Below are 18505 nucleotides of genomic sequence, written 5' to 3'. Positions count from 1 at the left end.
AAAACAACTGTCGCGCGCTGACCTGTCCGGACGGGGTGTGTCATTCACCGATGATGTCGCTGCTCCACCGCATTCGCCACTGTCGTAACCTCCAGCAGCTCCCACAGGGTGCGCGGCAGGTCCCGGTTTATGCGGTCTCTTCAGAGAACTCCTAGCTGTTTGATGCGCTGCGACGAAGCATGGGTACAACGCAATACCTGTGGGAGACGTCCGAGGTTACGAGGGCAGCGAAGGGGTGTCATTCACCGATGATGTCGTTGCCCCACCGCATTCGCCACTGTCGTAACCTCCAGCAGCTCCCACAGGGTGCGTGGCAGGTCTCGGTTTATACGGTCTCTTCAGAAAACTCCTAGCTGTTTGATGCGCTGCGACGAAGCATGGGTACAACGCAATACCTGTGGGAGACGTCCGAGGTTACGAGGGCAGCGAAGGGGGGGTCATTCACCGATGATGTCGCTGCCCCACCGCATTCGCGAGCAAGCTCGCTCCCACAGGTGGTGTGTCAGCCGCGAAAATGTCGCTGACCCACCGCATTCGCCACTGTCGTAAACTCCAGCAGCTCCCACAGGGTGCGTGGCAGGTCCCGGTTTATGCGGTCTCTTCAGAAAACTCCTAGCCGTTTTGATGCGCTGCGACGAAGCATGGGTACAACGCAATACCTGTGGGAGACGTCCGAGGTTACGAGGGCAGCGAAGGGGGGGGGGCATTCACCGATGATGTCGCTGCCCCACCGCATTCGCGAGCAAGCTCGCTCCCATAAGTGGTGTGTCAGCCGCAAAAATGTCGCTGACCTGGCGCGTATGTCTACGATGGAAGGGAAACCGGGAATGTCACTCGAACCTTCAATCCGCGCTCAGCGCCATCATGCAAAGTGATCTTCGCCAGATGCGCGCGACAGATTTCGCCGACGATTGCCAGGCCGAGCCCTGAGCCGGTGCTTTGCTGATTGCGCCGATAAAAACGTTCGAACACGCGATCGCGCTCGTGCAATGGAATACCCGGCCCGTCATCCTCGACTTCGAGCACGCAGGGCGCATGCACCCTCAGCACTACATTGCCACCGGATGGCGTGTGTGCGAGGGCGTTGTCCACAAGGTTGCTCAGCAGTTCGTTGAGCAAGGTCGGCTCGCCGCGCATCCAGACCGGCTCATCGGCTTCCAGGGCCAGGGCAACGCCTCGGGCATGGGCCAGCGGCGCCATGGCCATGCCCAACTCCCGCGCCAGTTGGCTGAGGTCCAGCAACTGCGCCCCGCCTTCAGCAATCGCCCGGGCACCGTTTTCGATGCGTGCCAGCGACAGCAACTGATTGGCCAGGTGCGTCAGTTTGTCCGTCCCCATGGCCGCGCTTTCCAGCGTGCTGCGCCAGGCAGCCGGCTCCTGATCACGCAGCCCCAATTCGACCCTCGCCTTGAGCGCAGCCAACGGCGTGCGCAGCTCATGGGCGGCATCAGCGATGAACTGCGCCTGACGCTCGAACTGCATGCGCAGGCGCTCGGTGAAGTGGTTGAGCGAGATGACCAGCGGGCGCAGTTCGTGCTGCACCTCGACCATGGGTAACGAGCGTAAATCGTCGGGCTCACGCTCCTCCACCGCCGTGCGCAAGCGATCCAGCGGTCGCAGTGCGGCGCTCACGGTAAACCACACCAGCAGCAGCGCGCCGCTGCCGAGCATGCCCAGCCGCAACAGGGTATCGGCCATCAGGCCCCGCGCCATGCTCACCCGTTGCTCCTCGGTCTCGGCCACGCGGATTTCGGCGATGCCGTTCATGTTCGGCTCGCTCACCGGTTTGAGCAGGCTGACCACGCGCACATCCTGGCCCTGATAGCGCGCGCTGTAGAATTTGGCCAGCGCCGGGTAAGCGTCGGTGCGCGGCGTGCCGGGCGGCGGCCCGGGGAGATTTTCGTAACCCGAAATCAGCTTGTGGTTGATGTCGTTGACCTGGTAATAGATCCGACCGGCGCTGTCATAGGCAAACGTATCGAGGGCCACGTAGGGCACGTCGGCGCTGAGGGTGCCATCACGCTCGGACAACCCGGCTGCGATGGTCCGCGCCGAAGCCAGCAGCGTGCGGTCGTAGGCGGTGTCCGCTGCCTCGCGACCGTTCCAGTAGGCGCTCATGCCGCTGGCGATCATCAACACCACCAGCAGCAATCCCAGGTTCCACAGCAGGCGCCAGCGCAGGCTGTTTTCCGCAGAAGGAAACGGATTAAGCATCCCGGCTTTCCAGCAAATAGCCCAGACCGCGGAAGGTCACGATCCCGACCGGATGGCCATCCAGCTTCTTGCGCAACCGGTGGACGTAGATTTCGATAGCGTCCGCACTGGCCTCCTCGTCCAGGCCGAACACCTGAGCGGCCAGTTGCTCCTTGCTCATCACCCGACCGGGACGGGCGATCAGCGCTTCGAGGACCGACTGCTCGCGAGAGGTCAACGTCAGTACATCGTCGCTCAGTGTGAAGCGCCGGGTGTCGAGGTCATACACCAGCACCCCACACCGCTGCTGGCGTTCGCCGCCCAACACGCTGCGTCGCAACAGCGCCTTGACCCGTGCTTCCAGCTCCGACAACTCGAAAGGTTTGGCCAGGTAATCGTCGGCCCCCAGATTGAGGCCGTGGACCCGATCCTTGACGTCACTGCGGGCGGTCAGCATCAACACCGGAATGTTCTTGCCCCGCGCCCGCAGCCGCGCGAGCACCTCAAAACCGTCCATGCGCGGCAGGCCGACATCGAGGATCGCCACCGCGTACTCTTCGCTGCCCAGCGCCAGATCAGCCGCCACGCCGTCGTGCAGCACGTCCACGGTCAGCCCGCTGCCCTTTAGCGCCAGCGCGACGCTTTCAGCCAGTTGCAGATGGTCTTCGACGAGCAGGACACGCATCGACTTCTCCCGATTGAGGCGTTTGGTGGAGGCGGAGTTTACAGGCGCGCCGCCGTCTGTGAAGGCCCTAAGCGCGTCAGACAGCACCGCCGCTGCCCGCACGAGAGCTGGCGGGTACTCAATGAAAGGTAGTTGAAAGGTTGATGAAAGCTTCGCCCATTAGGATCCGGTTACGACTTGTTACGCTTGCCCTCATTCCGAGGTCCGTGACACGCAGGTCGTGACGAAAAACGCCTCGATGCGTTTTCAACAATAAAAACAATATCGGAGTCACCGGTGATGAGCTCACTGAAATCCTCGGCCACAGCGCCGTCTGAATCCCATTCTGTTTTGAGTACACTTCGCGGTTTTGCTGCGCGGTGCATCGTCACGCCCTCCTCCCTGATCACCACGCGTCCACGACGCGGTGGGAATCTTCGCCCGATCCAATAAGCCAAACGCACCCAAAAACAACAACTCCGTTGGAGACTGACCATGAACCTATCGTTGCGCCGTATCAGCGTCGCCGCCAGCTGCATGCTGGTAGCCACTCAACTGTGGGCAGCCGAGCCCAATCGTCCTGAATGCATCGCACCGGCATCGCCGGGTGGCGGTTTCGACCTGACCTGCAAACTGGTGCAAAGCGCACTGGTCAACGAGAAGATTCTGACCAAACCGATGCGCGTGACCTACATGCCCGGCGGTGTCGGTGCAGTGGCGTACAACGCGGTGGTCGCACAGCGCCCGGCGGACGCTGGCACGCTGGTCGCCTGGTCCAGCGGTTCGCTGCTGAACCTTGCCCAAGGCAAGTTCGGTCGGTTCGACGAAAACGCGGTGCGCTGGCTGGCGGCGGTCGGCACCAGTTATGGCGCCATCGCGGTGAAAGCCGATTCGCCCTACAAGAACCTCGACGATCTGGTCAAAGCCCTGAAAACCGACCCAAGCAAAGTGGTCATCGGCTCAGGCGGCACCGTCGGCAGTCAGGACTGGATGCAGACCGCCCTGGTCGCCAAGGCAGCCGGTATCAACCCGCGGGATCTGCGTTATGTGGCGCTCGAAGGCGGCGGTGAAATCGCCACCGCCCTGCTCGGCGGGCATATCCAGGTTGGCTCCACTGACATCTCCGACTCCATGCCGCACATCCTCAGTGGCGACATGCGCCTGCTGGCGGTGTTCTCCGAGAAGCGCCTGGACGAGCCGGAAATGAAGAACATTCCGACCGCCAAAGAGCAAGGCTACGACATCGTCTGGCCCGTAGTACGTGGTTTCTACCTCGGCCCGAAGGTGACCGACGAGGAATACAACTGGTGGAAAGCAGCGTTCGACAAGCTGCTGGCCTCGGAAGACTTCGCCAAGCTGCGTGACCAGCGCGAGTTGTTCCCGTTCGCCATGACCGGTGACGAGCTGGACAAGTACGTGAAGACCCGCGTGGGTGAATACAAAGTGCTGGCCAAGGAATTCGGCCTGATTCAGTGATGGGACCCCGTTAAGTGGTTCTCGATTGACTGACGTGAGGGTTGCGCCGCCTGCGCGGTGGCGCCACCCGGGAGCTTTCCATGGTGTTTCAACGCATTTTCGCCTTCGTACTGCTGTTGGCCTGTATCGGCCTGGCGCTGATGGCCTGGCCTTATCAGGCACCTTTTTCCTACGAACCCGTGGGCCCGCGCGCGTTTCCGCTGCTGATGCTGGCGCTGATGGGCATTTCGTTGCTGTACATGGTGTTTCGCCCAACGCCGATCAAGCATTCCGAAGGCGAGCCACCGCTGGACCGTCCGACGCTGATCAAGATCGCCGCGTGCACGGTTCTGCTGCTGATCTTTGCGGGCCTGTTCGAACCTCTGGGTTTTGTGTTGAGCAGCATGCTGATCGGCATTCCCATGGCGCGTTTATATGGCGGTCGCTGGCTGCCCAGCATCGTCATCATCACCTTGATGAGCATCGGTCTGTACCTGCTCTTCGACAAAGTAATGGATGTGCCTCTGCCACTGGGCGTGCTCGACGCTCTGGAGAACTGATATGGATACTCTCGGCTATCTCGGCCAGGGCTTCGGCGTCGCGCTGACCCCGTACAACCTGATCACCGCCCTTTCCGGCACGCTGATCGGCACCATCGTCGGCCTGCTGCCGGGCCTGGGTCCGATCAATGGCGTGGCGCTGCTGATCCCCATCGCCTTCGCCTTGGGCCTTCCGCCCGAGTCGGCATTGATTCTGTTGGCAGCCGTCTATCTGGGTTGTGAGTACGGCGGGCGCATCAGCTCGATTCTGCTCAATATTCCGGGTGAAGCGTCCACCGTCATGACGACACTCGACGGCTACCCGATGGCCCGTCAGGGCCTTGCCGGCGTGGCACTCTCGCTGTCCGCATGGAGTTCGTTCATCGGCGCATTGATCGCAACCTGCGGCATGGTGCTGTTCGCCCCATTGCTTGCCAAATGGGCGATCGCCTTCGGACCGGCGGAATACTTCGTGTTGATGGTGTTCGCGATCGTCTGCCTGGGCGGCATGGCCGGCGATCGTCCACTGAAGACATTCGTTGCCGCGTTGATCGGACTGTTTTTGTCGAGCATCGGCATTGACGCCAACAGCGGCGTCTACCGTTTCACCGGAGACAACATTCACCTGGCAGACGGCATCCAGTTCGTGGTGCTGGTGTTGGGCCTGTTCTCGATCAGCGAAATCCTGCTCTTGCTGGAAAAGACCCACCACGGTCAGGAAGCGGTCAAGGCGACCGGTCGCATGATGTTCAACGTCAAGGAAGCCAGCGCGGTCTTCGTCGTCAACCTGCGTTGCGGAGTGATGGGCTTCATCATGGGCGTGTTGCCGGGTGCCGGCGCTACGCTGGCCAGTGCCGTGGCGTATATGACCGAGAAACGTATCGCGGGTAAAGACGGCAAATTCGGCCAAGGTGACATGCGCGGTCTGGCAGCGCCTGAAACCGCTATTGGCGGCGCTGCCTGTGGCGCACTCGTGCCGATGCTGACCCTCGGCGTACCGGGTTCGGGGACCACGGCCGTGATGATCGGCGCACTGTCGCTGTACAACATCACGCCGGGACCTTTGCTGTTCCAGCAACAACCCGATCTGGTCTGGGGCCTGATCGCGTCGCTGTTCGTCGCCAACGTCATGCTGGTGATCCTGAATATTCCGATGATCCGTGTGTTCACTCGCATTCTTGCGGTGCCGAACTGGGCGCTGGTGCCGGTGATCGCGATCATTACCGGGATCGGTGTCTACGCGGTTCACGCCACCACCTTCGACCTGTTTCTGATGGTCGGCATCGGTATCTTCGGTTACATCCTGCGCAAGCTGGACTTCCCGTTGTCGCCGATCCTGCTGGGCTTCATCCTCGGCGGTTTGATGGAGCAGAACCTGCGTCGCGCGCTGTCGATCTCCAACGGCTCGCTGGAGATTCTCTGGTCAAGCCCGATCACGCTGGGTGTGTGGGCACTGACCATCGTCATGCTGGCCTTCCCGCTGCTGCGCATCTGGCGCAAGCGCTCACAGCGTCGCGCGCTGGCCGATGTCTGATCGACCCTTCAAAACGTGGTGGGGAACGCCGCTGGTCGGCCTGCTGGGGGGTTACCTCGCCAGTCAGGTCGGCTGGCCGTTGCCCTGGATGGTCGGCTCATTGCTGGCGATCATCCTGGTCCGCTGCCTGACCCCATGGCAGCTGGCTGAAATCCCCGGCGGCCGCAAATGCGGCCAATGGGTGGTCGGCATCGGCATCGGCCTGCACTTCACCCCTGTCGTCATCGAACAAGTCCTCTCGCATTTCGGCCTGATCTTCATCGGTGCGCTGGTCACCAGCGTGTCCAGCGTGGTGGGCGTCTGGCTGATGCTGCGCACCGGCGAGGACCGCGCAACGGCGTTCTTTTCCAGTATGCCCGGCGGCTCGGGAGAGATGGTCAACCTCGGTGCACGCAATGGCGCGATGCTCAGCAACGTGGCGGCCGGTCAAAGCCTGCGCGTGCTGGCGGTGGTCTTGTGCGTTCCGGCGATTTTCAAATACCTGATGGGCAATGGCGCCCCGCCGTCTCATGCCACGGTCGTGGACTGGACGTGGCTCGCGTTGCTTTTCCCGCTGGGCGCGTTGGTCGCCTGGCTGTGGCAGCGTCTGAAACAGCCCAATCCCTGGCTGTTCGGGCCATTGCTGGTGAGCGCGGTGATCAGCGTCAGTTTCGACCTGCACATCGGCCTGCCCAACGGCGGCAGTCAGGTGGGGCAATGGTTGATCGGCAGCGGTCTGGGGTGTCACTTCAACCGCGCGTTCTTCCGCCGCGCCCCTTCTTTTATTGGGCGGACGCTGATCGGGACGGCGCTGACCATGAGCATCGCAGCGCTGTGTGCATTGGCGTTGAGCACGGCGACCCATCTGGACCTGCGCTCATTGACCCTGGGCATGATGCCCGGCGGCATCGCAGAAATGAGTTTGACGGCCGAAGTGCTGCAACTGTCGGTGCCGCTGGTCACGGCGATGCAGGTGATGAGGTTGCTGTTCGTGTTGTTTCTGGCGGAGCCGTTGTTCAGGTACTGGAATCGGCAGCCTGCGGTGTGAAGCCCGATTGGGGGAGCGGCATTGTCATGATCGTTCCCCCGCTCCGCGTGGCAATGCCCCTCGGACGCTCCGCGTCCTTTGACGCAGAGCGTCAATAAAGGCGTTCCCACGCTGAGCGCGGGAACGATCAAACGATCAAAATCAGACCTGTTCGGGCAAGCGCCACTCAATCGGGGTCAGTCCGTTCTGCTCCAGAAACTTGTTGGCCATGCCGAAATGCCCGCAGCCCAGAAAGCCTTTATAAGCCGACAACGGCGAGGGATGAACGGAGGTGAGGATCTTGTGCTTGGTCGCATCGATGAGCTTTTTCTTGCTCTGAGCGTGGGCGCCCCACAGCAGGAAGACCAGATGCGGCTGATGCGCGCTGACGGTTTCGATGATCTTGTCGGTGAAGTGCTGCCAGCCTTTGCCCGCGTGAGAGGCGGCGTTGGCGCGTTCGACGGTCAGCGTGGTGTTGAGCATCAGCACGCCCTGATCCGCCCACGATTGCAAGTAGCCGTGGTTGGGAATGTCGATGTTCAGGTCGCGCTTGAGCTCTTTGTAGATGTTCACCAGCGACGGCGGCGCCGGTACGCCCGGTTGCACGGAAAAGCACAGGCCGTGCGCCTGGTTCGGGCCGTGATACGGGTCCTGACCGAGGATGACCACTTTCACGTTGTCCAGCGGCGTTGAATTGAGCGCATTGAAGATCAGCGGTCCCGGAGGATAGATCTCCTTGCCCGCGGCATGCTCCTGGCGCAGGAACTCGCGCAGCTCACCCATGTAAGGCTTTTCGAATTCTTCACGCAGGGCCTGCTTCCAGCTGGCCTCAAGTTTGATGCGGTCGTCGTCTGTCATGGTCGTATCCGGCAAAATCAATGCGCGGACTTTAGGGGCTGTGACCCATTATTTCCAGCGCAACACGTCGCGGGTTTTCTACACTCCTCTGCACCACCTGATTGCAACTTCCCGGCAGACGCAGGACTCACAGTCCTTAACGGATACCCGTACCATGCACACGAGGTTACGATGAATCTGCAATTCGAAGAGCTTACCGGCACCGACGGCGCCCGCCTCGGCATCGCCACGCTGGATGCGGAAAAATCCCTTAACGCGCTATCCCTGCCGATGATTCTGGCGCTGCAGGATCGACTGGATGCCTGGGCCAGCGACCCTCAGATTGTCTGTGTCCTTTTACGCGGCAACGGCGAGAAAGCGTTCTGTGCGGGCGGCGACGTCCGGGCGCTGGTCGAAGCCAACCGTGGCAAACCGGGAAACGTCCCACCACTGGCCGCGCAGTTTTTTGCCGCTGAATACCGTCTGGACTACTCGCTACACACCTACCCGAAACCGTTGATCTGCTGGGGTCACGGCTACGTGCTCGGCGGCGGCATGGGGTTGTTGCAAGGCGCCAATATTCGCGTGGTAACGCCCAGCAGCCGCCTGGCAATGCCGGAAATCAACATCGGCCTGTTCCCCGACGTCGGCGCCAGTTGGTTTTTGTCGCGCCTGCCCGGCAAGTTGGGGCTGTTTCTGGGCCTGACCGGGTCGCACATCAACGGCCGCGATGCGCTGGATCTGGACCTGGCTGATCGCTTTCTGCTGGACGATCAACAGGAAGAAATGATTGATCGCCTGTTGCAGTTGAACTGGCAAGAACAGACTGCCGTGCAGCTGAACAGCCTGTTCAAGGCGCTGCAACAGGAAGCCACTGGTCAGCTTCCGCCTGCGCAGTGGCTGCCGCGTCGCCAGCAGATCGACGAGATTCTCGATGTGGCGGACGCCCCGTGTGCCTGGAACGCTCTGAAACATCAGCTTCATTCACAGGATGCGCTGCTGGCCAAGGCCGCAAAAACCCTGACCGAGGGCTGCCCGTTGACGGCGCAATTGGTGTGGGAACAGATTCAGCGGGCTCGGCACATGTCGCTGGCCCAGGTGTTCCAGATGGAATACTGCATGAGCCTGAACTGCTGCCGTCACCCTGAATTCAGTGAGGGGGTGCGGGCGCGCTTGATCGACAAGGACCATATGCCGCACTGGCATTGGCAAGACATCGCGACGATCCCACTGGCGGTGGTGGACGCGCATTTCGAAAAGGCCTGGGAAGGACGGCACCCGTTGGCGGATTTGTCGGGCTATTGAACATTGCACCTACGGGTGACCAGCGACAAGACAATAAAAAACGGCGCTCAAGGGAGCGCCGTCTGCGTTGGCCTATCGGTTCCCGCCGCCTGGGCCGCCATGTCCGCCTCGACCGAAATTACCGTCCTCGCGGAAGTTGCGACCACCGCCGGAGGGACGCCCTGGGCCCGGACCTCCGCCGCCGGGATTGCCGTGCCAGCCGGAACCTGGCCCCGGACCGCCGCCTCCGCCAGGTCTAGGACCAGGAGGCGGTGGGCGATAACCGGAGCCGCCGCCGTGGTACCCACCGCCACCGCCGTGCCAGCCCCCGCCTCCATATCCGGGGCGACCACCGCCATATCCGGGACCGTAATAACGCGGAGGCGGTGCATAGTAACGAGGTGGGTTGTAATAGCGCGGGCCCGAGTAGTAGCGCGGAGATGAGTAGTACACCGCGGAACCGTAAGCGGTCGGGCCATAGGGGCGATAGTTGTCATACACGTATCCGCTGCTGTAGCCGCTGCTATAGACAGGCTGCGTGTAGGTGTCCGATTCGTAATAGCCTCCGTAACATCCTGCAAGAGACAACGTCATCAAAACGGTGAGCAAGCTTCGTCGATACATGGCGGCCTCCTGGACCGCGATAGAGCTCGAACCAGCGGCGCTGGTCGGCGTTCCCAAAACTGCCGAGAACGTAAGGTCAGACTGCAAAATCCCCTCCGAGTGCCCCAGCTCAAGCCCCAGCCGCCAGACGGCGCCCCGCAACGGTGCACGTTTGTCCCGCGAAAAAACCTCACACGTCGCCCGCCGCCATGGCCTGCGCGGCCTGTGGCGACTTGGCACAACTCTCGCTTATCAAAGGTTGTGCAGGAGTCAACTCAGGTTCGCGGCACCACAATTTGCAATAGCCGACTAGGGTTCCGGCTCGCTTGAAAACAGCGAGTGGCTGGTCCGAGAGTCGGCGACCTCCAGTAGAGGTTACACGGCGGGATAAAAGCCCGGGAGACAGGACACCAGTGGTGTCGCCGTGCTCCTGACCGCCCCTTTTCGCTACTGGAGGTTATCCATGCAAAAGTCCCGTCTGTTCGGTCTGCTCACCGCCGGCCTCATCGCTGCATTCAGCCTCTCGGCCACCGCCGCCTCGAAAAAAGACTTCGACGTCTGCTGGACCATTTATGCCGGCTGGATGCCGTGGGAATACGCAGGCACGCAAGGCATCGTCGACAAGTGGGCCAAGAAGTACAACATCAACATCAAGGTCACTCAGATCAACGACTACGTTGAGTCGATCAACCAGTACACCGCTGGCCAGTTCGACGGCTGCACCATGACCAACATGGATGCCCTGACCATTCCAGCCGCAGGCGGCGTGGAAAGCACCGCACTGGTAGTCAGTGACTTCTCCAACGGCAACGACGGCATCGTCATCAAGGGCAACGGCAAGAAAGTCACTGACCTCAAGGGCATGGACGTCAACCTGGTCGAGCTGTCGGTTTCCCACTACCTGCTGGCCCGCGCCCTGGACTCGGTGGACCTGACCGAGAAAGACCTCAAGGTCGTCAACACGTCCGATGCCGACATCTCTGCGGCGTTCAACACCGATCAGGTCAAGGCCGTCACCACCTGGAACCCGATGCTCTCCGACATCAAGGCCAAGCCGGGCGTCACCGAAGTGTTCGATTCGAGCAAGATCCCGGGCGAAATCATGGACATGATGGTGGTCAACACCCAGACCCTCAAAGACAACCCCGCATTGGGCAAAGCCCTGACCGGCGCCTGGTTTGAAGTCGTCGCGTTGATGAACGCCAAGTCCGCCGAATCCAAGGTCGCGCTGGAACACATGGCCAAGGCCTCGGGCACCGACCTGGCCGGTTTCCAGTCGCAGCTGGACACCACCAAGCTGTTCGCCACACCGAAAGAAGCCCTGGCGTTCGCCACCAGCAAGCAACTGCCGAGCACCATGCGCAAGGTCGCTGACTTCTCCTTCGAACACGGTCTGCTCGGCGAAGGCGCCAAAGACTCCAGCGCCGTCGGCATGAGCTTCGCCAACAGCGTGACCGAAGGCGACAAGGGCAACCTCAAACTGCACTTCGACCCGAGCTATGTGCAGATGGCCGCTGACGGCAAGTTGTAAAAATTCGCTTCAGACAGGTTATTCCATATGCGCCTAATAAACCGCCGCCCGGATCGCGCCAGCCGATTGATTCTGGTGATCCTGCCGTTCGCCCTGTTGCTGTTCGCCTACTTCACGGGCTCGGCAACACGGCTGACGGAGAACCCTAACGACAAGCTGCTGCCCAGCGCCGTGCAGATGACGGATGCAATCAAACGTGTCGCGATCAACCCTGATCAACGCACCGGCGAATACATCCTGTGGCAGGACACCGCGTCCAGCCTGCAACGCCTGGCCATTGGCCTGGCGATCAGTGCGGTCGTCGGGCTGTGTCTGGGCATTGCGTCGGGCGTGCTGCCGCTGTTCGGTGCGCCGTTGTCACCCTTGCTGACGGTGCTGTCGATGGTGCCGCCGCTGGCGATTCTGCCGATTCTGTTCATCGTCTTCGGCCTGGGCGAGTTGTCGAAGGTGATGCTGATCGTGATCGGCATCACCCCGGTGCTCGCCCGTGATCTGGAACAGCGCGCCCGGGAGATTCCGGTCGAGCTGCTGATCAAGGCCCAGACGCTGGGCGCGTCGACCTGGACGCTGATTCTGCGCGTCGTGCTGCCGCAGTTGCTGCCACGGCTGTTGATCTCGCTGCGGCTGGTGTTGGGCTCGGCCTGGTTGTTCCTGATCGCGGCCGAAGCCATCGCGTCCACCGACGGTCTGGGTTACCGCATCTTCCTGGTGCGGCGTTATCTGGCGATGGACATGATCCTGCCCTACGTGGTCTGGATCACCCTGCTCGCCTGGCTGATGGACTGGGGCCTGAAAGCGCTGACACGCAAAGCGTTCCCTTGGTACGAGGGCGCACGCGCATGAGCTTCATTACGGTCAATAACGTCTGGCAACAATACGACGATCAAGTGGTGCTGGAAGGCCTGAACCTGAGCATCGCCGAGGGCGAGTTCTGCACCCTTGTCGGCGCGTCGGGTTGCGGCAAATCGACCTTCCTGCGCCTGCTCCTGGGCCAGGAAGTGCCGAGCAAAGGGAGCATTCTGCTCGACGGTCAACCCTTGGCCAAAGAACCGGATGCCAGCCGTGGCGTGGTGTTCCAGCGTTACTCGGTGTTCCCGCACCTGTCGGTGCTGGACAACGTGGCGCTGGGCCTTGAACTGCCGCGTTCAGCGGTGTTGGGCCGGTTGTTCGGCAACGCGAAACGTGAGGCTCGGGAGCAGGCCTCGGTGCTGCTGCACAAGGTCGGGCTCGGCCACGCGCTGGACAAGTACCCGACGCAGCTGTCTGGCGGCATGCAGCAACGGCTCGCCATCGCTCAGGCACTGATCATGAAGCCTCGCGTGCTGCTGCTCGACGAGCCGTTCGGTGCGCTCGATCCCGGCATCCGCAAAGACATGCACGCCCTGCTGCTGGAGCTGTGGCGGGAAACGAAACTGACGGTGTTCATGGTCACTCACGACCTGTCCGAAGGCTTCAACCTCGGCACGCGGCTGCTGGTGTTCGACAAGGTCCGCATCGACCCGCACGCACCCGGTGCCTATGGCGCCCGCATCACTTATGACATTCCCCTGAACAGCGATCGTCGCGCCGCGCGCGCGGCCATTGAATCGCTGCAAACGGTTTGAAGGATTCTCGACATGACTGATTCAACTGCTGTCTTTCCGGTATTCGCCGAAGAACTGCTGCCCGGTGGCGGCCACCTGTCGTTCGTCCTCAAACGCGGCGAATTGCTGCGCCTGACCGACCTCAACGGCAACGCCAACGTCAGCCTGACGATGTTCAACGCCCATGAAAAAACCGAGCGCCTGAACCTGCCTGACAGCCTCAAATGCCAACACACCGCCAAGCTGACCACCGGCCATTGCCTGTACTCGGACATGGGCCGCGTGCTGGCAGCGATCACCGCAGACACCTGCGGCTGGAGCGACAGCATCGGCGGCGTGTTGTGTGCCGATGAAGTCACCGAGAAGTACGGCCAGGGCCGCTATCAGGAACTGCGCAACGGCTTCTTCCGCAACGGCACCGACAACCTGCTGGTCGAGATGGGCAAGTGGGGCTTGGGCCTTTCCGATCTGCTGATGACACTCAACCTGTTCAGCCGCGTCAACGTCGACGACAACGGCGCCCTGGCCTTCGTCCCCGACAACTCGAAAGCTGGCGACAGCATCGAGCTGTACGCACCGATGGACACGCTGGTGGTGCTCACGGCGCTGCAACACCCGATGGACCCCAACCCCGAGTACGCGCCGCAGCCCGTCAAGTTGAGCTGGATGAAGGCCGACGCCAGCGTCGCTGAACACTGCCGTACGTCCCGCGAGGAAAACGTGCGCGGTTTCATCAACACCGACCGCCTGTTCGCTTGAGGATTGCCGCGATGAATACGCCACAGAAAAACGCACCCGTTTCGATCACCTTCATCCCGGCTGGCGAACCTTCGCTGACCGAACTCAAGGCCGGGCAAACCCTGCGCCTGCTCGACCTCGAAGGCAATCAGGCCGTCGACACGCTGTTCTACAGCCTGGCCAACCCGCGTGAACGTTATGACGTGCAGCGCACGCTACGTCGGCAGAACAATGTCTACCTGAGCAAAGGCAGCGTGCTCTATTCCAACCTCGGCAAACCGATGCTGACCATCGTCGAAGACACCTGCGGTCGCCACGACACCCTCGGCGGCGCCTGCGCACAAGAAAGCAACACCGTGCGTTACGCGCTGGAAAAACGCCACATGCACAGCTGCCGGGATAACTACCTGCGCGCCTGCGTTCACGACGGCCGTCTGGGCAAGCGCGACATCAGCCCGAATATCAATTTCTTCATGAACGTGCCGGTCACCGCCGAAGGTGGACTGACGTTCGAAGATGGCATTTCCGGCGCGGGCAAATATGTGGAACTGCGCGCCGAAATGGACGTGATCGTGCTGATTTCCAACTGCCCGCAACTGAACAACCCGTGCAACGGCTACAACCCGACGCCGGCTGAATTGCTCGTCTGGGATTAATCGTTACACGCGCACTGATTCGACGTTTTGGCGCGAGGGACGGCCTTCGTGCAACGAGTACAACAGCGGGACGGCCCGCTACCCAGTTTGAGATCGACGCAGGTCAGTCTCCGGGGTCAAAAACCATGTTCGACACACTGCTGATCGCCAACCGCGGCGCCATTGCCTGCCGCATCCTGCGTACCTTGCGCGCCCTTAAGGTCGAAGGCGTTGCCGTCTATTCCGAAGCCGACGCCGCCAGCCTGCACATTCTGGAGGCCGATCAGGCCCACAGCCTGGGCGACGGTGGCGCGGCCGGAACCTATCTGGCGGTGGACAAGATCCTCACCATCGCGCAATCGACCGGCGCCAAGGCGATTCACCCCGGTTACGGGTTTCTCTCGGAAAACGCCGCGTTTGCGCAGGCCTGTGAAGACGCGGGGATCGCCTTCGTCGGCCCCACGCCTGAACAGCTGCGCGTCTTCGGCCTCAAGCACACGGCCCGTGCGCTGGCGAAACAGCATGGCGTGCCGATGCTGGAAGGCACCGAGTTGCTGGACAGCGTCGAATCCGCCCTGAGCGCCGCCGAGACAATCGGCTACCCGGTGATGTTGAAAAGCACGGCAGGCGGCGGTGGCATCGGCATGCGCGTGTGCCGCAGCGCCAGCGAACTGAGCGAATCGTTCGAGGCCGTCAAACGCCTCGGCCAGAACAATTTCAGTGACGCGGGCGTGTTCATCGAGAAGTACATCCAGCGCGCGCGTCATCTGGAGGTACAGGTGTTCGGCGACGGTCAGGGCGAAGTCATTGCCTTGGGTGTTCGTGACTGCTCGGTGCAACGCCGCAATCAGAAAGTCCTTGAAGAAACCCCTGCGCCCAACCTGCCTGAAGGCATGGCCGATGAGTTGTGCACGGCGGCGATCAAGCTCGCGAAAGCCGTCAGTTATCGCAGCGCCGGGACCGTGGAATTCGTCTTCGACAGCGACGATCAGCGTTTTTATTTCCTTGAAGTGAATACCCGCTTGCAGGTCGAGCACGGTGTGACCGAGCAGGTCTGGGGCGTGGATCTGGTGAGCTGGATGATCCAGCTGGCCGCCGGTGACCTGCCGCCGTTGGCCGACTTGCAAGCGGGTCTGCAACCCCGCGGCCACGCCATTCAAGCGCGGTTGTACGCCGAAGACCCGGGCCGTGACTTTCAGCCGAGTCCGGGATTGCTGACGTCCGTTCAATTCCCACCCGCGGATGGCAAGCAGTTGCGCATCGACACTTGGGTCGAGGTCGGTTGCGAGATCCCGCCGTTTTTCGATCCGATGATCGCCAAGGTCATCTGCTGGGCGCCGGATCGTGCAGCCGCCAGCGAAGGTCTGGCGCAAGCTCTGAGCGACACGCGCCTGTATGGCGTGGAGACCAATCGCGACTACTTGCGCCAGATCCTCGCCGACGCGCCTTTTGCCAGTGGCCAGCCCTGGACCCGCTGCCTGGAAGGTCTGGTGTATCACGCCGACACCTTCGAGGTGCTGAGCGGCGGTACGCAAACCAGTGTGCAGGATTATCCGGGGCGTCTGGGTTATTGGGCGGTCGGTGTGCCGCCGTCCGGTCCGATGGACAGCCGCTCCCTGCGCTTGGGTAATCGTCTGCTCGGCAACCCCGAAGGCTGCTCGGCGCTGGAAATCACCATGAGCGGGCCGATGCTGCGCTTCAACACCGATGCCGTGGTAGCGGTGACCGGGGCCGTGATTCCGCTGACGCTTGACGGTCAGGCACAGCCGATGAACCAGTCGTTTTTGGTGACCGCAGGTTCGACTCTGGCGCTCGGCACCATTGCCGGCGCAGGTGCACGCAGTTATCTGTGCGTGCGTGGCGGGCTGGATGTACCGGATTATCTGGGCAGCAAAAGCACGTTCACCCTTGGACAGTTTGGCGGTCACGGTGGTCGCGCGTTGCGGGCTGGCGACGTGCTGCACATTGCGCCGTTGACTGACCGCAGCGTCGGAGCGCAATTGCCTGCAGAACAGGCACAGGCCCTGCCGGCCGTGCGTAATATCCGGGTGATCTACGGGCCCCACGGCGCACCGGAGTATTTCACCGAGGGCTACATCCAGACCTTCTTCACCACCGATTGGGAAGTGCATTTCAACTCCAGCCGTACCGGCGTGCGCCTGATCGGGCCGAAGCCTGAATGGGTGCGTGCCGACGGCGGAGAAGCCGGGCTGCACCCCTCGAACATCCACGACAACCCGTATGCGATTGGCGCAGTGGATTTCACTGGCGACATGCCGGTCATTCTCGGACCCGACGGACCAAGCCTGGGCGGTTTCGTCTGCCCGGTGACCATCATCGAAGCGGACCTGTGGCAGTTGGGACAGCTCAAGGCCGGGGACAAGGTGCGCTTTCATCCCGTCAGCCTCGACGCCGCACGAACAGCCTTCTGCACAGGCCTGGATGTCGACGCTGATATCCCGGGGGAATCTCAATCCTGTAGGAGCGCGCTTGCCCGCGACGACGATGGTTCAGACGCCAGAGATGCAGCGGATGTACCAGCCTCTTCGCGGGCCAGCGCGCTCCTGCAGGGGGCCTCGTTGACGTCGCCGATTGTGTTGGACATTGGCGTCGCCGACACCCGCTTGGTCGCGCGCGTATCCGGCGACACCCACCTGTTGCTGGAAATCGGCGCCCCCGAGCTGGATCTGGTGCTGCGGTTCCGGGGCCACGCGCTGATGCAGGCGCTGGAAAGCAAACACCTGAACGGTGTGATCGACCTGACGCCCGGCATTCGCTCGCTGCAAGTGCATTACCAACCTGAACAATTACCCCTCGCCGAGCTGCTGAACATCGTCGCGGGCGAATGGGATGCGGTGTGCGCCAGCAAGAACCTCGAGGTGCCATCTCGCATCGTGCATCTGCCTCTGTCGTGGGACGACCCGGCCTGCCAGCTGGCAATCGAGAAGTACATGACCACCGTACGCAAGGACGCGCCGTGGTGCCCGAGCAACCTGGAGTTCATTCGTCGCATCAACGACGTGCCGAACCTGGACGAAGTGCAGCGCACCGTGTTCGACGCCAGCTACCTGGTGATGGGCCTGGGTGACGTCTACCTCGGCGCACCGGTCGCCACGCCGCTGGACCCGCGCCATCGTCTGGTGACCACCAAATACAACCCGGCCCGGACCTGGACCGCCGAAAACTCGGTCGGCATCGGCGGCGCCTACATGTGCGTCTATGGCATGGAAGGGCCCGGCGGTTATCAGTTCGTGGGCCGCACCCTGCAGATGTGGAACCGCTACCGCGCCGTCGAAGCGTTCGACGGCAAACCGTGGTTGCTGCGCTTCTTCGACCAGATTCGTTTCTACCCGGTGAGCGCCGACGAGTTGCTGAACATTCGTCGCGACTTTCCGCTCGGGCGTTACCCGCTGCAGATCGAACACACCACGCTGAACCTGGCCGACTACCAGACGTTTCTGGCGACAGAAGCCCAGAGCATCGCTGCGTTCCGCAACCAGCAGCAAGGCGCGTTCAACGCCGAGCGCGAACGCTGGATTGCCAACGGCCAGGCCACGTTCGAAAGCGATGAAGCGGTCGCCGAAAGCGTCGAAGAAGCCTCTGTACCACCGGGGCATCTGAGCGTCGACAGCCACATCGCGGGCAACCTCTGGCAGGTTCAGGTCGAAGTGGGGCAGCGTGTCGCGCCAGGCGACACGCTGGTGATTCTCGAGTCGATGAAAATGGAAATCCCCCTGCTCGCCCCGGTTGCCGGTGTGGTTCAGGAAGTGCGTGTGCAGCCCGGCTCCGCCGTACGCGCAGGCCAACGCGTGGTAGTGCTCCAAGCAGAGCACTGACAGCGAGGGCGGCGCTGATCCGGCGCCGCCCTTTCCGACCATCCTCGGTCACTGCGACCCGTACCAG

14 protein-coding genes and 1 riboswitch are annotated in these 18505 nt (G+C 62.0%); of the genes, 11 read left to right on the top strand and 3 right to left on the bottom strand.

Annotated features, from left to right (window positions below):
• Positions 1-804: 804 nt before the first annotated feature.
• Together BLS87_RS22275 and BLS87_RS22270 are read right to left on the bottom strand one after the other, a co-directional pair.
• The gene (locus BLS87_RS22275) at positions 805-2214 is read right to left on the bottom strand and encodes a sensor histidine kinase (RefSeq protein WP_074755693.1); all 1410 of its coding nucleotides are present in this window, start codon (positions 2212-2214) and stop codon (positions 805-807) included.
• A complete protein-coding gene (locus BLS87_RS22270) occupies positions 2207-2878 on the bottom strand; it encodes a response regulator (RefSeq protein WP_074755691.1) in 672 nt (223 codons plus the stop codon). Before BLS87_RS22270 ends, BLS87_RS22275 begins: the two co-directional genes overlap by 8 nt.
• Before the next feature lie 468 nt (positions 2879-3346).
• Between BLS87_RS22270 and BLS87_RS22265 the strand changes: the two genes are divergently transcribed.
• From BLS87_RS22265 to BLS87_RS22250, 4 genes are all read left to right on the top strand, one after another.
• Positions 3347-4333 (top strand): Bug family tripartite tricarboxylate transporter substrate binding protein, encoded by a 987-nt coding sequence (locus BLS87_RS22265; protein ID WP_167362092.1) that lies wholly within the window; start codon positions 3347-3349, stop codon positions 4331-4333.
• Positions 4334-4413: 80 nt separating this feature from the next.
• Positions 4414-4872, top strand: a complete 459-nt coding sequence (locus BLS87_RS22260; RefSeq protein WP_074755687.1) for a tripartite tricarboxylate transporter TctB family protein — start codon at positions 4414-4416, stop codon at positions 4870-4872.
• 1 nt (position 4873) lies between these two features.
• Positions 4874-6385, top strand: a complete 1512-nt coding sequence (locus BLS87_RS22255; protein ID WP_074755686.1) for a tripartite tricarboxylate transporter permease — start codon at positions 4874-4876, stop codon at positions 6383-6385.
• Positions 6378-7412 carry an AbrB family transcriptional regulator gene (locus BLS87_RS22250; protein ID WP_074755684.1) on the top strand — a complete coding sequence of 345 codons (1035 nt, stop codon included), beginning with the start codon at positions 6378-6380 and terminating at the stop codon, positions 7410-7412. The genes BLS87_RS22255 and BLS87_RS22250 overlap by 8 nt, the downstream gene beginning before the upstream one ends.
• 141 nt (positions 7413-7553) lie before the next feature.
• Here BLS87_RS22250 and ung read toward each other — a convergent pair whose 3' ends face one another.
• Complete coding sequence (gene ung, locus BLS87_RS22245) at positions 7554-8249, bottom strand: uracil-DNA glycosylase (protein WP_074755682.1); 696 nt, start codon at positions 8247-8249, stop codon at positions 7554-7556.
• A 171-nt stretch (positions 8250-8420) separates the two neighbouring features.
• Here ung and BLS87_RS22240 point away from each other — a divergent pair, with 171 nt between their 5' ends.
• The 7 genes from BLS87_RS22240 (at position 8421) to uca (ending at position 18438) form a co-directional block, all read left to right on the top strand.
• The gene (locus tag BLS87_RS22240) at positions 8421-9533 is read left to right on the top strand and encodes an enoyl-CoA hydratase/isomerase family protein (protein ID WP_074755680.1); all 1113 of its coding nucleotides are present in this window, start codon (positions 8421-8423) and stop codon (positions 9531-9533) included.
• A gap of 880 nt (positions 9534-10413) precedes the next feature.
• Positions 10414-10519: riboswitch (guanidine-I (ykkC/yxkD leader) on the top strand.
• A gap of 59 nt (positions 10520-10578) precedes the next feature.
• Positions 10579-11646: a putative urea ABC transporter substrate-binding protein gene (locus BLS87_RS22230; RefSeq protein WP_074755678.1), complete on the top strand. Its 1068-nt coding sequence runs from the start codon at positions 10579-10581 to the stop codon at positions 11644-11646.
• 27 nt (positions 11647-11673) lie between these two features.
• On the top strand, positions 11674-12489 hold the full coding sequence (locus tag BLS87_RS22225) for an ABC transporter permease (RefSeq protein ID WP_074755676.1): 816 nt from the start codon (positions 11674-11676) through the stop codon (positions 12487-12489).
• Positions 12486-13250 (top strand): ABC transporter ATP-binding protein, encoded by a 765-nt coding sequence (locus BLS87_RS22220; RefSeq protein WP_074755674.1) that lies wholly within the window; start codon positions 12486-12488, stop codon positions 13248-13250. Before BLS87_RS22225 ends, BLS87_RS22220 begins: the two co-directional genes overlap by 4 nt.
• A 12-nt stretch (positions 13251-13262) precedes the next feature.
• Positions 13263-13988: an urea amidolyase associated protein UAAP1 gene (locus tag BLS87_RS22215; RefSeq protein ID WP_074755672.1), complete on the top strand. Its 726-nt coding sequence runs from the start codon at positions 13263-13265 to the stop codon at positions 13986-13988.
• Positions 13989-13999: 11 nt separating this feature from the next.
• Positions 14000-14623 carry an urea amidolyase associated protein UAAP2 gene (locus tag BLS87_RS22210; RefSeq protein ID WP_074755670.1) on the top strand — a complete coding sequence of 208 codons (624 nt, stop codon included), beginning with the start codon at positions 14000-14002 and terminating at the stop codon, positions 14621-14623.
• 125 nt (positions 14624-14748) lie between these two features.
• Complete coding sequence (uca, locus tag BLS87_RS22205; protein ID WP_074755668.1) at positions 14749-18438, top strand: urea carboxylase; 3690 nt, start codon at positions 14749-14751, stop codon at positions 18436-18438.
• Positions 18439-18505 lie beyond the last annotated feature (67 nt).

This window comes from Pseudomonas abietaniphila, assembly GCF_900100795.1.
Classification (GTDB): domain Bacteria; phylum Pseudomonadota; class Gammaproteobacteria; order Pseudomonadales; family Pseudomonadaceae; genus Aquipseudomonas; species Aquipseudomonas abietaniphila.
The sequence above is the reverse complement of the archived record's forward strand: the minus strand, read 5'-3'. Positions and strand labels throughout refer to the sequence as shown.

Excerpts from the sequence above, each read along its gene's own strand:
- BLS87_RS22275 (WP_074755693.1), bottom strand. The coding sequence starts at position 2,214 with ATGCTTAATCCGTTTCCTTCTGCGGAAAACAGCCTGCGCTGGCGCCTG.
- BLS87_RS22270 (WP_074755691.1), bottom strand. The coding sequence starts at position 2,878 with ATGCGTGTCCTGCTCGTCGAAGACCATCTGCAACTGGCTGAAAGCGTC.
- BLS87_RS22260 (WP_074755687.1), top strand. The coding sequence starts at position 4,414 with ATGGTGTTTCAACGCATTTTCGCCTTCGTACTGCTGTTGGCCTGTATC.
- BLS87_RS22255 (WP_074755686.1), top strand. The coding sequence starts at position 4,874 with ATGGATACTCTCGGCTATCTCGGCCAGGGCTTCGGCGTCGCGCTGACC.
- BLS87_RS22250 (WP_074755684.1), top strand. The coding sequence starts at position 6,378 with ATGTCTGATCGACCCTTCAAAACGTGGTGGGGAACGCCGCTGGTCGGC.
- ung (WP_074755682.1), bottom strand. The coding sequence starts at position 8,249 with ATGACAGACGACGACCGCATCAAACTTGAGGCCAGCTGGAAGCAGGCC.
- BLS87_RS22240 (WP_074755680.1), top strand. The coding sequence starts at position 8,421 with ATGAATCTGCAATTCGAAGAGCTTACCGGCACCGACGGCGCCCGCCTC.
- BLS87_RS22230 (WP_074755678.1), top strand. The coding sequence starts at position 10,579 with ATGCAAAAGTCCCGTCTGTTCGGTCTGCTCACCGCCGGCCTCATCGCT.
- BLS87_RS22225 (WP_074755676.1), top strand. The coding sequence starts at position 11,674 with ATGCGCCTAATAAACCGCCGCCCGGATCGCGCCAGCCGATTGATTCTG.
- BLS87_RS22220 (WP_074755674.1), top strand. The coding sequence starts at position 12,486 with ATGAGCTTCATTACGGTCAATAACGTCTGGCAACAATACGACGATCAA.
- BLS87_RS22215 (WP_074755672.1), top strand. The coding sequence starts at position 13,263 with ATGACTGATTCAACTGCTGTCTTTCCGGTATTCGCCGAAGAACTGCTG.
- BLS87_RS22210 (WP_074755670.1), top strand. The coding sequence starts at position 14,000 with ATGAATACGCCACAGAAAAACGCACCCGTTTCGATCACCTTCATCCCG.
- uca (WP_074755668.1), top strand. The coding sequence starts at position 14,749 with ATGTTCGACACACTGCTGATCGCCAACCGCGGCGCCATTGCCTGCCGC.